At 43.3% G+C, this 12,716-nt stretch carries 16 protein-coding genes; 10 read left to right on the plus strand and 6 right to left on the minus strand.

Features of this window, described 5'->3' with window-relative positions; all coding sequences use genetic code 11:
• Positions 1 to 178: 178 nt before the first annotated feature.
• The 4 genes from pstA (at position 179) to D0T66_RS07950 (ending at position 3,207) form a co-directional block, all read left to right on the plus strand.
• Complete coding sequence (gene pstA, locus D0T66_RS07935; protein WP_255489779.1) at positions 179 to 994, plus strand: phosphate ABC transporter permease PstA; 816 nt, start codon at positions 179 to 181, stop codon at positions 992 to 994.
• On the plus strand, positions 979 to 1,752 hold the full coding sequence (gene pstB / locus D0T66_RS07940) for a phosphate ABC transporter ATP-binding protein PstB (RefSeq protein ID WP_163356726.1): 774 nt from the start codon (positions 979 to 981) through the stop codon (positions 1,750 to 1,752). Before pstA ends, pstB begins: the two co-directional genes overlap by 16 nt.
• Before the next feature lie 104 nt (positions 1,753 to 1,856).
• Complete coding sequence (locus D0T66_RS07945) at positions 1,857 to 2,522, plus strand: phosphate uptake regulator PhoU (RefSeq protein ID WP_255489771.1); 666 nt, start codon at positions 1,857 to 1,859, stop codon at positions 2,520 to 2,522.
• Complete coding sequence (locus D0T66_RS07950) at positions 2,509 to 3,207, plus strand: response regulator transcription factor (protein ID WP_163356728.1); 699 nt, start codon at positions 2,509 to 2,511, stop codon at positions 3,205 to 3,207. Before D0T66_RS07945 ends, D0T66_RS07950 begins: the two co-directional genes overlap by 14 nt.
• A 16-nt stretch (positions 3,208 to 3,223) precedes the next feature.
• Here D0T66_RS07950 and D0T66_RS07955 read toward each other — a convergent pair whose 3' ends face one another.
• Both D0T66_RS07955 and D0T66_RS16350 read right to left on the minus strand, forming a co-directional pair.
• The gene (locus D0T66_RS07955) at positions 3,224 to 3,841 is read right to left on the minus strand and encodes an EamA family transporter (protein ID WP_255489772.1); all 618 of its coding nucleotides are present in this window, start codon (positions 3,839 to 3,841) and stop codon (positions 3,224 to 3,226) included.
• Positions 3,814 to 4,134, minus strand: coding sequence for a hypothetical protein (locus tag D0T66_RS16350; protein ID WP_255489773.1), 321 nt, complete (start codon positions 4,132 to 4,134; stop codon positions 3,814 to 3,816). The genes D0T66_RS07955 and D0T66_RS16350 overlap by 28 nt, the downstream gene beginning before the upstream one ends.
• A 74-nt stretch (positions 4,135 to 4,208) precedes the next feature.
• Between D0T66_RS16350 and D0T66_RS07960 the strand changes: the two genes are divergently transcribed.
• The 4 genes from D0T66_RS07960 (at position 4,209) to D0T66_RS07975 (ending at position 7,610) form a co-directional block, all read left to right on the plus strand.
• Positions 4,209 to 5,936 (plus strand): cell wall metabolism sensor histidine kinase WalK, encoded by a 1,728-nt coding sequence (locus D0T66_RS07960; RefSeq protein ID WP_163356729.1) that lies wholly within the window; start codon positions 4,209 to 4,211, stop codon positions 5,934 to 5,936.
• A 102-nt stretch (positions 5,937 to 6,038) separates the two neighbouring features.
• Entirely contained in the window at positions 6,039 to 6,326 is a 288-nt protein-coding gene (locus tag D0T66_RS07965; protein WP_163356730.1) for a GNAT family N-acetyltransferase, read from the plus strand.
• Positions 6,327 to 6,354: 28 nt separating this feature from the next.
• Entirely contained in the window at positions 6,355 to 6,573 is a 219-nt protein-coding gene (locus D0T66_RS07970) for a (4Fe-4S)-binding protein (protein ID WP_163356731.1), read from the plus strand.
• Positions 6,574 to 6,737: 164 nt separating this feature from the next.
• The gene (locus tag D0T66_RS07975) at positions 6,738 to 7,610 is read left to right on the plus strand and encodes a hypothetical protein (protein ID WP_163356732.1); all 873 of its coding nucleotides are present in this window, start codon (positions 6,738 to 6,740) and stop codon (positions 7,608 to 7,610) included.
• A gap of 3 nt (positions 7,611 to 7,613) precedes the next feature.
• On the opposite strand, the gene D0T66_RS07980 is transcribed toward D0T66_RS07975, so the two are convergent.
• The 4 genes from D0T66_RS07980 to D0T66_RS07995 form a co-directional block, all read right to left on the minus strand.
• Entirely contained in the window at positions 7,614 to 8,213 is a 600-nt protein-coding gene (locus D0T66_RS07980; protein WP_163356733.1) for an HAD family hydrolase, read from the minus strand.
• A 3-nt stretch (positions 8,214 to 8,216) separates the two neighbouring features.
• The gene (locus tag D0T66_RS07985; RefSeq protein WP_163356734.1) at positions 8,217 to 9,101 is read right to left on the minus strand and encodes a decaprenyl-phosphate phosphoribosyltransferase; all 885 of its coding nucleotides are present in this window, start codon (positions 9,099 to 9,101) and stop codon (positions 8,217 to 8,219) included.
• A gap of 74 nt (positions 9,102 to 9,175) precedes the next feature.
• Positions 9,176 to 10,447, minus strand: a complete 1,272-nt coding sequence (locus D0T66_RS07990) for a DUF6080 domain-containing protein (protein ID WP_163356735.1) — start codon at positions 10,445 to 10,447, stop codon at positions 9,176 to 9,178.
• 7 nt (positions 10,448 to 10,454) lie between these two features.
• Entirely contained in the window at positions 10,455 to 11,030 is a 576-nt protein-coding gene (locus D0T66_RS07995; RefSeq protein WP_163356736.1) for a phosphoribosylglycinamide formyltransferase, read from the minus strand.
• A gap of 158 nt (positions 11,031 to 11,188) precedes the next feature.
• Between D0T66_RS07995 and D0T66_RS08000 the strand changes: the two genes are divergently transcribed.
• Together D0T66_RS08000 and fabF are read left to right on the plus strand one after the other, a co-directional pair.
• Positions 11,189 to 11,425: an acyl carrier protein gene (locus D0T66_RS08000; protein ID WP_163356737.1), complete on the plus strand. Its 237-nt coding sequence runs from the start codon at positions 11,189 to 11,191 to the stop codon at positions 11,423 to 11,425.
• Between the two features lie 25 nt (positions 11,426 to 11,450).
• The gene (gene fabF / locus D0T66_RS08005) at positions 11,451 to 12,713 is read left to right on the plus strand and encodes a beta-ketoacyl-ACP synthase II (protein ID WP_163356738.1); all 1,263 of its coding nucleotides are present in this window, start codon (positions 11,451 to 11,453) and stop codon (positions 12,711 to 12,713) included.
• Positions 12,714 to 12,716 lie beyond the last annotated feature (3 nt).

Below are 12,716 nucleotides of genomic sequence, written 5' to 3' on the forward strand. Positions count from 1 at the left end.
GAAAAAAGTTATTGATAAAAAATATATGAAAAATCCGACTATATCCACCTCCTTAGACCTCTCAAAAAAAGAGGAGTCCAGAAATCACTTCCCCCTTGGGGGGAAGCCGGATGGGGGTGGAAAATCAATTTTCTCAAGCACCCGTTTCCGTTTAGCCAAGAACAATTTGTTCTTCTATATGGTATGCTTCTTTTCGGCCGTAACGATGGTGCCGCTTTTCCTCATTTTGTGGGAACTGATAAAGAAAGGCTATAAGCAATTTAATCTGAGCTTGTTTACCGAAGTTGCCCCTACGTCTATGGAGGCTATGATAGCCCGCGTGAGCGACAGCCCTATTCCGGGCGGTATATTGAACGGGATTACAGGTACATTGCTTATTCTGGCAGCCGCTATCCTGATAGCCGTTCCTGTGGGGATTATGACAGGTATCTATTTGGCAGAAAATCCGAAGAAACGCTTGGCGGGATTTGTCCGCAATCTGGCTGACCTGTTGCAGGGAATACCGTCTATCGTAATCGGGGTTATCGTATATGTCTGGGTAGTGATGCCGATGCATACCTATTCGGCATTGGCAGGTAGTGTTGCGTTGGCGATAATGATGCTGCCGATGATTATCCGTTCGACCGAGGAAAGCCTGAAAATGCTCCCTGCATCGCTCAAAGAAGCAGGCTTAGCATTAGGAGGCTCTTACACATCGGTTGTGTTGCGCATACTCGTACCATCAGCCTTCGGAGGGTTGTTTACCGGCTCGTTGCTCGCTATCTCGCGTGTGATGGGCGAAACAGCGCCGCTGCTGGTTACGGTTCTGGGCGCATCCATCGTTACATGGGATATAACACACCCGACGAGCGCTATATCGTTGCTCATCTGGGAGTTCTATAACGATCCTAATCTGGCAGACCTTGTGTGGTCGTCGTCATTACTATTATTATTAATTGTACTCGGAATAAATATTCTGGCTAAAAGCATTGCTAAAAAATGGAAAATTCAGTAAACAATTATATTCTCGAACTGAGAGACGTTTCGGTAGCCTATTCGCCCGAAAAACTGGCTGTAGCGCATGTGAATGCAGGCTTCGACGCAAACACGGTGACAGCTATTATGGGGCCGTCGGGCTGCGGGAAGAGTACCCTGCTGCGTGCGATAAACCGTATGCACGAGCTTTATCCCGAAATAAAAACGACGGGTGAGATTCTCCTCAAGGGGGAGAATATTTTCCACATGAATCCGATGAAAGTCCGCCGCTTGGCAGGAATGGTCTTTCAGCGTCCGAATCCTTTCCCTACAATGAGTATTTACGATAATGTGATTGCAGGCTATAAACTGAACGGAATCAAGCTCAGCAAACCGGAGCGCGACGAGGTCGTCGAAAAAAGCCTGCGCAGCGTAGCGCTTTGGGACGAGGTGAAAGATTCGGTCAATAAAAAAGGGACTTTCCTTTCGGGCGGGCAGCAACAGCGCTTGTGTATTGCCCGTGCTATCGCCCTCAAACCGGAAGTTATATTAATGGACGAACCGACATCGGCACTCGATCCTATTTCGACCAACCGTATCGAGGAACTGATTCTGGAACTAAAAGAGCATTATACGATAATTATCGTTACGCACAATATGTCGCAGGCGGCGCGTATCTCGGATAAGTCGATGTTTATGTATCTGGGCGAGCTGGTCGAGTATGGTTCGACTAAGCAGATGTTTACCAAGCCGAAACATAAGCGTACAGAAGATTACCTGACAGGGGTATTCGGATAAAGCTGTTAGCTAATAGCCGGTAGCTATTAGGATATGAAGATTATAAACAAACTGCTATTGGCTAAAAGCTAATGGCTAAAAGCTAAAAAAATATGACCATCAATATGAAAAATAAGCAGTTGCAGATACTGCTGAATGATTTTGAACTACTGTCGAAAACAACTTTGCTGCAACTGCAAATTGTGACAAAGTTGTTGCAGGACAACAAAATAGATGCTTTGATTGCGGAAGCGGAACAGAATGAAATCATTATCGACCGCCTCGAAGTGAAGATACGCGAGGAGATTGTATTTGCTATCTTCCAGTTCACGCCGAAAGCTGCCGATCTGCGTAAAATAATTACCTATCAGGATATTACCTCCAATCTGGAGCGGGTAGGGGATATGCTGCTCAATATTATTCACTTCCTGAAAGATATGGAGTTGAAAGACAAGGATTTTTCCGAAATAGCCAAAATGATAGATAAGATGCTGGGCTATGTGAGCGAAATGTTGCGCAATGCGATATTCTCTTTCGGCAACGAAGATCCGAATGTAGCCTATGAGATAATCAAAGAAGATGATAAAGTAGACCAGCTATTCTGGAAAATTAAAATATCTTTACAGCAGACATTTGCCAATAAGCAATTGTCCGAAGAGAAGATTCAGAATATAATCAACTTCGACAGCATATCGCACAACCTCGAGCGTATCGGAGACAGCGCAACCAACATCGCCGAGGCGACGATATACCTGACCGAAGGCAAAGATATCAGACATGGCAACAAATAAGGAACAACCCCTCTCTATTCTGGTAGTAGACGACGAACCGGATATTCGCGAAATCCTGCAATTCAACCTCGAAAATGAAGGCTATCAGGTCGATTCGGCCGATTCGGCGGAAGCTGCTGCAACAATATTGTCCGGCAAGCATCGGCTCATCCTGCTGGATGTGATGATGGGAGGCATATCGGGCTTCAAATTTGCCGATCAATTGAGAAAAGCGGGGAATAATATTCCGATTATTTTTCTCACGGCAAAAGATACCGAGAACGATATGCTGACGGGCTTTTCTATCGGAGGGGACGATTATATTTCCAAACCGTTCTCTATCAAAGAAGTTATTGCCCGAGTAAAGAATATACTGAAACGGATGGCCGTTCCCGTGGATAAGCCTGCGAAGAAAATAATCGAAATAGGCGAACTGAAAATAGATCTGGAGTCAAAAACCGTATTACTTGATAGTCAACCGATAGAATTGACTAAAACAGAATTCAATATTCTGGAACTGTTGGTGCAGAACGAAGGGAAATTATACTCCCGCAGCGATATACTCGATAAGGCGTGGAAGAACGACGGCATCGTTCTCGAACGTACGGTGGATGTACACATCACCCGTTTGCGCCGCAAGCTCGGACACTTTGGCGATTATATCATTAACCGCACGGGCTATGGTTACACATTCAGCCCGCAATAGCAATACGGGGGAAAACCTAACGGGGTTTCGTCGTTTTGATATTGGTAGCTATCACGGCCACGAGGATGAGGGCGACGCCCAACCATCGGATGATGTCTACCTGTTCGTGTAAGATAAAGGCAGAAGACATGGTAGCGACCGGCAATTCAGCTGCACTGAGGATAGCCCCTATGGATACGCCTACACGCGGCATCCCCATCGAAAAGAGTAACGGAGGGACGACCATACCCAACAGGGCAAGGCTCAATCCCCACATATATAGTCCGCCGAGGAGTACACCGTTGAAAAAGAACAGTGGCGGAAATATGATGAAGGTGATGGCGCATGCTCCTGTAACCATCAAAGCGCTCTTTTTCAGGACAGGCAGGTCATTGCCGACGCGTCCGCTCGAGATGACGAAGATGGCATAGCAGGTAGCGGCAATAAGCCCGAAGATGATGCCTTTCAGGTTGATAACGATGGTTGTGCTGAATACTCCGGCGGCCAGAAATGTGCCGGATAAGACGACAACCAATAGCAAGAGCTGCTTGCGGCTCGGTTTCTTCTTGAAAACGATAGCTTCGATCAGCATGCTTATCCAGATGTACTGCATCAGCAGGATAATAGCTACCGACGCGGGCAGAAGCTTTCGCATTGATAATAGAATATGCCGACCAAGCCTGTGAACATTCCGGCTAAGCAGACTTTCCACCATTTGGTAGGCGTTTGTTGTCCTTCGGGGGAAGTGTTGCCGGCTGATTGTTTTTTGAATTTTGTAGAGACAAAATACAATAACCAGAGTGTGAGGAACCCGAAAAACGTTTGCGAGCCTGTTATTTCGCCAAGTGTATATCCATTGGCATATGCAAATTTGACGATTGTGGATAATACCCCGAAACTGCAAGCTCCGAGAAAGACTAATAATCCGCCTTTAAGTTTTTCGTTCATACCCTCTCTTTTAGTGATGCAAAAGTATATTTTATTTTTGAATTGATTTAATATAATCGAAAATATAGCTATAAATGAAACTGACTTATAAAAAACGCATATTCTTCTGTTTCGTTATCATCTTCGCTGTCTTTGCGGCATGTATAATCTTTGTAGAGCAGAAGGAAGAAAAAAGATACCGCACCGAGGCACTCGAGACAAAACTCGATGGTTATGCCGATGTGATACATGGCTATATAGTGTCTAATAGCCTTAATGATAGTTCTATGCATCGTCTTGGTGCTCTGATTTCTATCCTGCCCGAAGAGATACGCGTGACGGTGATAGAGCCCGATGGGACGGTAGATTACGACAAACAGGTGCAAGATGTCAGCCAACTCGATAATCACTTAGACAGACCCGAGATATTGCAGGCTCAATATAAAAAGCAGGGAAGCCACATCCGCCTGTCGACCTCTACGCAGCGTAAGTATCTTTACTATGCTAAGAGCTATCCCGACGGTTTTGTACGTGTAGCCTTGCCCTATGATATACAGACGAAAAACCTGCTGAAGGCGGACAATATGTTTATTTACATTGTGGTGGCGCTGTTTATATGCGTATTGATTCTGTTGAATTATGTCGCAGGACGATTCAGCCAGTCGATCACCCGGTTGAAGGATCTGGTGTCGCTTGCCAAGAACGACAAGCCGCTGCAAAAGAATATAACCTTCCCCGATGACGAATTGGGCGAGATAGGCGGAGAGCTTACCAAACTTATCGACCAGAAGGAGAAAAACAAACAGGCATTGATGGTGGAGCGCGAGAAACTGATACGTCATTTCCGTTTTTCGGAAGAAGGCTTTGCCATATTCAATGCCGATCAGAAGCAGATATATTTCAATACCCATTTTATTCAGTATGTGAATATGATTATGGATAGGCCGGTATTGGATGCTAATGAGGTATTTCGCAGCGAAAAATTCCGCCCGTTGAGAGATTTCCTGGCAGACGAAGCGAAATTGAAAAATCATTTCTCTTTCCAGCTGAATGCCAACGGAAAAGCATTTGTGATACGGACTATTATCTACGAGGACAAAAGCTTCGAAATCGCCATCAAGGATATTACCCAAGCCGAGAAAACGCGCCTTATCAAGCAGGAAATGACCAATAATATTGCGCACGAATTGCGCACGCCGGTAACGAGCCTGCGCGGTTTCCTCGAAACGCTGAACGCAAACCACTTGCCCGAAGAAAAGCGTAAGCAGTTTATCGATAAGGCGTATATGCAATCTATCCGTTTGTCGAATCTGATTGAGGATGTGAGCTTGTTGAGCAAGATAGAGGAATCGTCGTCCCGCTTTACATTCGAGAAGATTAATCTTCTGCAATTGATAAACGAGGTCAGGATAGACTTGTCCGACAAGTTGTTACAGAATAACGTGGCGTTGGCGATTGCCGTTCCCGGTGATTTGTCGATAAATGGTAACTATACATTGTTGTATTCCATCTTCCGTAATCTGATCGACAACTCGTTGGCGTATGGTGGTGCGGGAACAGAGATACACATCGCCAATTATATGCAGGACGAGAAGTTCGTGTATTTTTCCTATTACGATACGGGGAAAGGGGTGAACGAAGAACATTTAAACCGCTTGTTCGAACGCTTCTATCGGGTGAACGAAGGCCGTACGCGCGAAACGGGAGGTTCGGGATTGGGCTTGTCCATTGTCCGCAATGCCGTGACGATGCACAAAGGCGAAATTCAGGTGAAAAACCGTCCCGGAGCGGGATTGGAGTTCCTGTTCACATTGAAAAAATAGTCCGAAATACTTTTTGACAAGCAGCCCGGCTAAACAAAACCGGCAGGAAGAATGTTCAATAGAAACATATCTGTTGATTTAAAAAAAAGAAAGGGCTGAAAAATGAAAGATTATACGTTGATAGACAACACGGAAGAGAAACAGTACGAGTTTCACATAGATGGTTATCTGGCTAAGATAGAATATATAAAGACCAATAAAGGAGCGATATATCTCACGCACACCGAAGTGCCCATCCCCCTCGAAGGACGCGGAATAGCTACTCAATTGCTGGAAAAGGTATTGAAAGATATTGAAGCGAAAGATTTACGGCTTGTGCCGCTCTGTCCTTTTGTTGTCGGTTATTTGCAAAAGAATCCCGATTGGCGTAGGCTGGTAATAAGGAAATAATTATTAAGTAGTCATCAAAAGAGATAATATGGAAAAGATAAAAGAGTATACCAATGGTGAAATTACCATCATCTGGAATCCCGAGTTGTGCATCCATTCAGGGGTTTGCGTAAGGGCATTACCTCAGGTCTATAACCCGAAAGAAAGACCTTGGGTGAAACCGGAGAATGCTACAACAGAACAGTTGAAGGTTCAGATAAGTCAATGCCCTTCGGGAGCATTGAGTTACAAGATGAATAACGAATAACACTGATGGAAATCTAAAAAGTATTGCCGGAGCCTGTCTGTATTTTTGTTCAGATGGGCTTTTTCTTTTCGGGCGAATGCGTTAAGAATATGCTAAAAATGGGATAACTCCCTGTAGTTAAGAAAAAATCTTGTATATTTGCCGTTGTATTACAAATCATAGAAATGAAGTTCGTACTACGTATACTATCCTTAACAGTCTTTATCGTGCTCCCATCGTTATTGTGGGCGCAGAGTGAAACATTTGTCCCGCGCAGTAAGATTATCCGGGACCGGAGTTTTAAGTGGCTGAATGACGGTGAGCGCAAATTCAAATCGGAGACTGATTCTATCGAATATCTTAAAGCGATAATAGGAGCTGATACGACAAAGTATGAAACTTCGGAAGCCGCTTTGCTGGATATCAATGATTTGCTGACAGCAGTAGAGAGCAATAATATAGTCCTGAAAAACAGGAATGAAGGATTGGGATTGAGGCTGAATTCCATTGTCAGCCAGAATAAGGAGAAAGCCCGCGTGGCGGATGATGTCTATCTCGAATTGCTCAAGAAAGAAGAAACAACCGTCGAGGACTTTATCGAGATAAAGAAACGTTACGGTAACCGCCCGACTTACTTCGTCAACGGCAAGGAAGTAGGGCAGGATATGCTGGACAGGATAAAGGAATCGTATATACTGAACAGGGATATCCGAGTGGCGAGTACGGTTTCGGGGAATCCTAACGGCGAAATCTGGATCGATATAACTCCTTCGTCGGCCCGTAAACTGAAGCTTGATCAGTATGTCTACAAAGGAAACGCAAACAATGTTGTCGTTGAGGATAATGTGAAAATAATAGAAGAAACCGAATATAAGGTCATTCCTAAAGAAGAGCCTGCTCCCGAATCCGCAGAGCCTGTAAAACAGCAGAATAAACAGAAAGAAGAAAAGAAACAGGGCAAAAAAGAGGTTAAAAAAGACCAACCCAAGCAACCGGAAAAAGATACTAATAAACGCTCTGTCCGCCGCGTAAAGCAGAATATTCAGAATAAGAAATAATAATCAGAAGACTTGATAATGAGGATAATCGGCAAAGGCTAACAGTTCTTTGTCCCCCGAACTGTCTCCGTAAGCATACAGGATGTAGGAATTGCGGTCGGGGTATGCTGTGGACAGACGGTTTACTTTCTCCTGCCCGTAGCAGTTTTCGCTACGGAATCGTCCGGTAATTTTTTCGTTGGTAACTTCTATCTGTGTTCCTATAACTTCTTTCAATCCTGTTTTCTTTGCCCAAGGAATGATCCATCGATCGATGGACGCACTGACAATAATTACAGTATCGTTATCTTCGAGGTGCGATGCTATTCTTTCGAGGGCTTTGGGGCGGACAATCTCGTCTATGCGGGCACTATATGCTGCACACACTTCGTCGAACCGCTCTGCCTTTTCCCCTTTGAAAAAGTGCGTAAATAGTATCTCTTTGGCTCGGCTGTTTCTGATGAAGCCTAACTTGAAGCCTACTAATACAGGGGCAAGTAAGAATAACCCGGCAAGCATGCGGGGCATACCTTTGTAGAAGCGGATGAAATCGAAAAGCGTATCGCGTGTAGTGATAGTTCCGTCGAAGTCGAATGCTGCAATGACTTTTTTGCCCTTCTCCATGATTTATCGCAGGAAATAATGAATTAAGACGAACGAGATACCCCAGCAGACAATGATGATGTGTATAAAGTGGTCTTTGATAAGCACTTTTGTCGGGCTGCCACTGCGTTCTTCCACAAAAATGATTTGCATATACCGGAACAGCCCCATGAATACGAACAGAGTGGTGAGGTATAAATATTCTCCGTGATGATCGACTACATCCGGGCTTATTGTGTACATAATGTACGAAACCAAGATGATTGCAGACGATACCATTATGGCAGCGTTGAGGAATGTCAGGTTGTAACCTTTTATGTTTTTGCGGGTGATATTGCCTGTCTTTTCAGCTATCACAACATCGTCTCTCCGCTTGCCGAGTACCATAAACAAGGAAAGCAGGAAAGTCATTATTATCAGCCAGTTCGATACTAGGATTCCGGTCACCAGTCCTCCTATAAATACCCGGATAACAAAACCGATAGCCACAATACAGATGTCCAGTATCGGGATATGTTTCAGCTTGAAAGAATATAAGATATTCAGTATAAGATATGAAACAACCAGTATCAGGGCATTTATATTCTGCAGGGCGAATGTGTATATACATACTCCTCCGGCTAACAGGATAAAGAGCATAACCAATGCTTCAGATTTCGATATAACTCCCGATGCTAAAGGTCGGTTTTTCTTTGTCGGGTGCAGCCTGTCCTGCTCTATATCGTTCCAGTCGTTGATGATATAGACACAGCTGGCTATCAGGCAAAAGCCTGTTGTGGCTAATGCAGCAGCAATGATTAAAGGAATTTCAGTGAAGCGAAAAGAAAAGAATAGCGGCAAAAGGATAAAGACATTCTTTACCCACTGGTCCACCCTTATCAGTTTGAGATATGATACGATTTTCTTCATTATGCTGATTCTTCCGGATCACCTGTTGGTAATCTAATTAGAAACAAAAGTAGGCAATATTTATATAAGGTGAGCTATTGAAGGGCAGGGAAATTCTCTACGGCAATCGATATAAAACGGGATAACCCGATGAGGTTGTTTATAACCATCACGACGAACAGGCATCCTGCAAAACAGACATAGGCAGTCTGCACTTTCCCTTTCAGCGATTTGTATAGCCAGCCCAATATCAGAGGAATACAATATATCCAGTGCCCGCCGTAGATAAACGGCGCCGTCAGCCCGAATTTCAGGAGGAGGTGGATAGATATATCTACCAGCAAGAGCAAAAATATCATTTGCACGAATTTGTTCCGGTAATTCCTGACCAATCCTATCACAACTGTTATAAGCAACAGCCATGTGAATAGGTACTGATACCATTCCTTATAATCGGTTTGGTTGATCATATTGCTGTAGAGCCAATAGTCGGATATAAATATCGGCGTACCGAAAAGGTGGTGGAAGGCATATAGCCTGATGCTTTCGAAAGATAAAGCCATTGGGGTATGTCTGCCTTGATGCACGAATACATATCCGAGAAGACTTTTATCTAAGAATACCTGAAATCCGATTTCGATAACCACAAAAACTATTGCGAAAATCAATCCTAATCCCAAGATGCGTTTGAGAATCTTCTTCCATGGATAGTTTAGGAACAACGTTGGGATAACACCTTTTACAAAATTGGTAATCGTCACGCCGCCTAAGAAAAGACAAGATATGATAGCGGTAGAAGTCAACGAAGGCACTTCGCCTTTCTTGATATAATGCGAAAAGTAATAGACGTTGAACGAAAGGAAGAATGCCGATAGGGTGAAGCTCTCTGCGGTAAAGGCCAATAAGAGATTGGTGAAGGTGAATGCATAGAACATCGTGAAAAGCAGTGCTGCACTGTTTTTCACCTCTGCTATCTCTTTCAGGTAGCGGTTTATGTATACGCACGACATGCTTATCAGGCTGGCCGAGAGCAAGACAAACAACACCGTCTTAGCCTTGAATCCGGCAAAAGAGGCAAGTAAATCTCCCAAAACGACAAACGGATAATAAAAAATCATCATCAGCGGATGTCCTGCCATCTGTGTACGCCCCTGTTTCAACACTAAAGGATTGTCGAACGAAAAGTAAATATCTGTTTCGAAAACAGTACTGTCTATAATCGACGAATGAAAGGCGATATAAAGGGAATAGATAAGGTAAAATACGAGCAATCCCGAAAACAAAATATATTCTGCTTTGCCTTTTGGTAAAAATAATTTGAATAAAATCTTGAGGTCGATTGCTTGTCTATACAGCCACTTCTTCATTATTTGTTTATGTTTTCTCTTTCATTATCACAGTCTGGATGATAGCCGGAAAATGTTCGTATTCTAAAGCATGGACTTTTTGGGCTACATCTTCGAATGTGTCATTCTTATCAATAGGGCATGTCATCTGGAAAATGATATCACCCTCGTCGTAATTCTCGTTGATATAGTGTATCGTAATTCCCGATTCTTTTTCTTTGGCCTCCACTACAGCTTTGTGTACATTGTTACCGTACATTCCTTTTCCTCCGTATTTGGGGAGTAAGGCAGGGTGGATATTGATAATGCAATAAGGATAAGAATCGATAATGTTTTGCGGAACCTTTAATAAAAATCCTGCTAAAACAATAAAATCAATTTCCTTATTGACCAGACAGTTAATTACTTTACTTGTGCTTTCGAAATCACTTTTAGTAAAAGTGACCGATTCGATGCCCAGTTTTTTTGCCCGCTCGTGGACATAGGCATCCGCTTTGTTAGAAACAATCAGAGAGATATGAATGTTTTTATTCCCTTGAAAAAAGTGAGCGATATTCTCTGCGTTAGAGCCTGAACCTGAGGCGAAAATGGCAACTTTAGTCATTTGAAGAATCCTTTCGAAAAATGCACATATGTAAAAAAAATGTGCAGTTTTAACTATTTTGTCCGCAAAATATTTGCGTTATATGAATAAAAAGCTTTTACTTTGCACCGACAAAAATAAGAATAAATAATTCATTTAATTAATTAAAACTAAAAATTATGTCTGAAGTAGCATCAAAAGTAAAAGCGATTATCGTTGAAAAATTAGGCGTAGAAGAATCTGAAGTAACAGATACTGCAAGCTTTACTAACGATTTAGGAGCTGATTCACTTGATACAGTTGAATTGATTATGGAATTTGAAAAAGAATTCGGTATCTCAATTCCAGATGATCAAACTGAAAAAATAGCTACAGTAGGAGACGCTATCTCTTACATCGAAGCAAATACAAAATAAATTTTTGTTCCTATAAAATAAATTTATGGAATTAAAAAGAGTTGTAGTAACAGGTCTGGGAACAGTATCACCGCTTGGAAACGATGTGGCCACTACGTGGGCAAATGCCAAGAAGGGGGTAAGTGGTGCCGGACCTATTACTCTTTTCGATGCTTCAGCATTCAAGACTCAATTTGCTTGCGAAGTAAAGGATTTCGATCCAAGCCAATACCTTGATAGAAAGGAAGCACGTAAGTGCGACAGATATACACAGTTAGCAGTTGCCGCATCCGAAGAGGCTATTAAAGACGCTGGTTTCGATTTCGAAAAAGAAAACACCGATCGTATTGGTGTTATTTTTTCGTCCGGAATCGGAGGTATCAAAAGCTTCGAGGACGAAGTAGGAAATTACTTCCTGCATCAGGATATGGGACCTAAGTTCAATCCGTTTTTCATCCCTAAGATGATTGCGGATATTGCTGCAGGTTTTATCTCCATGCGCCATGGATTGCGTGGACCGAACTTCGGTACGGTCTCTGCATGTGCCTCTTCTACCCACAGTGCGTTAGTGGCTTTCGACCTTATCCGTCTGGGTAAAGCGACAGCTATTGTAACCGGTGGTTCGGAAGCGCCTATTACCATTTCCGGAACAGGAGGTTTTAATGCGCTTACTGCTCTGTCGACACGTAACGATTCTCCTCAAACAGCATCTCGTCCCTTCAGCGCAAGCCGCGACGGATTTGTGATGGGTGAGGGAGCTGCTTGCTTGGTACTCGAAGAGTTAGAACATGCATTAGCTCGCGGAGCTAAAATATATGCTGAAGTAGTAGGTGGAGGTATGTCTGCCGATGCATATCACCTGACTGCGTCGCATCCTGAAGGATTAGGCGCGAAGATTGTGATGAAAGCTGCATTGGAAGATGCCCAAATGAAACCTGAAGATATCGATTATATCAATGTACACGGAACATCGACGCCTGTTGGTGACCCATCGGAATTGATTGCAATCAAAGAAATCTTTGGTGATCATGCTTACAAATTGAATATCAGTTCGACTAAGTCGATGACCGGACACCTGCTGGGTGCTGCCGGAGCTTTGGAAACATTGTTCTGTACGCTTGCCGTGCAAGACGATGTGATTCCTCCGACTATCAACCACGAAGATGGTGACGAAGACGAGGCTATCGACTACAAATTGAACCTGACATTCAATAAAGCACAGGAACGTACAGTAAATGCTGCGCTATCGAATACTTTTGGATTTGGCGGGCACAACGCTTGTATCATCGTAAAGAAGTATAAGAAATAAACA

This window comes from Dysgonomonas sp. 25, assembly GCF_010501075.1.
GTDB lineage: Bacteria > Bacteroidota > Bacteroidia > Bacteroidales > Dysgonomonadaceae > Dysgonomonas.

Coding starts and splice junctions, on each gene's coding strand:
- D0T66_RS08000 (WP_163356737.1), top strand. CDS start 11,189: ATGTCTGAAGTAGCATCAAAAGTAAAAGCGATTATCGTTGAAAAATTA.
- D0T66_RS07960 (WP_163356729.1), top strand. CDS start 4,209: ATGAAACTGACTTATAAAAAACGCATATTCTTCTGTTTCGTTATCATC.
- D0T66_RS07975 (WP_163356732.1), top strand. CDS start 6,738: ATGAAGTTCGTACTACGTATACTATCCTTAACAGTCTTTATCGTGCTC.
- D0T66_RS16350 (WP_255489773.1), bottom strand. CDS start 4,134: ATGAACGAAAAACTTAAAGGCGGATTATTAGTCTTTCTCGGAGCTTGC.
- D0T66_RS07950 (WP_163356728.1), top strand. CDS start 2,509: ATGGCAACAAATAAGGAACAACCCCTCTCTATTCTGGTAGTAGACGAC.
- pstA (WP_255489779.1), top strand. CDS start 179: ATGGTATGCTTCTTTTCGGCCGTAACGATGGTGCCGCTTTTCCTCATT.
- D0T66_RS07985 (WP_163356734.1), bottom strand. CDS start 9,101: ATGAAGAAAATCGTATCATATCTCAAACTGATAAGGGTGGACCAGTGG.
- D0T66_RS07955 (WP_255489772.1), bottom strand. CDS start 3,841: ATGCGAAAGCTTCTGCCCGCGTCGGTAGCTATTATCCTGCTGATGCAG.
- D0T66_RS07965 (WP_163356730.1), top strand. CDS start 6,039: ATGAAAGATTATACGTTGATAGACAACACGGAAGAGAAACAGTACGAG.
- D0T66_RS07995 (WP_163356736.1), bottom strand. CDS start 11,030: ATGACTAAAGTTGCCATTTTCGCCTCAGGTTCAGGCTCTAACGCAGAG.
- D0T66_RS07945 (WP_255489771.1), top strand. CDS start 1,857: ATGAAAAATAAGCAGTTGCAGATACTGCTGAATGATTTTGAACTACTG.
- D0T66_RS07970 (WP_163356731.1), top strand. CDS start 6,355: ATGGAAAAGATAAAAGAGTATACCAATGGTGAAATTACCATCATCTGG.
- D0T66_RS07980 (WP_163356733.1), bottom strand. CDS start 8,213: ATGGAGAAGGGCAAAAAAGTCATTGCAGCATTCGACTTCGACGGAACT.
- D0T66_RS07990 (WP_163356735.1), bottom strand. CDS start 10,447: ATGAAGAAGTGGCTGTATAGACAAGCAATCGACCTCAAGATTTTATTC.
- pstB (WP_163356726.1), top strand. CDS start 979: ATGGAAAATTCAGTAAACAATTATATTCTCGAACTGAGAGACGTTTCG.
- fabF (WP_163356738.1), top strand. CDS start 11,451: ATGGAATTAAAAAGAGTTGTAGTAACAGGTCTGGGAACAGTATCACCG.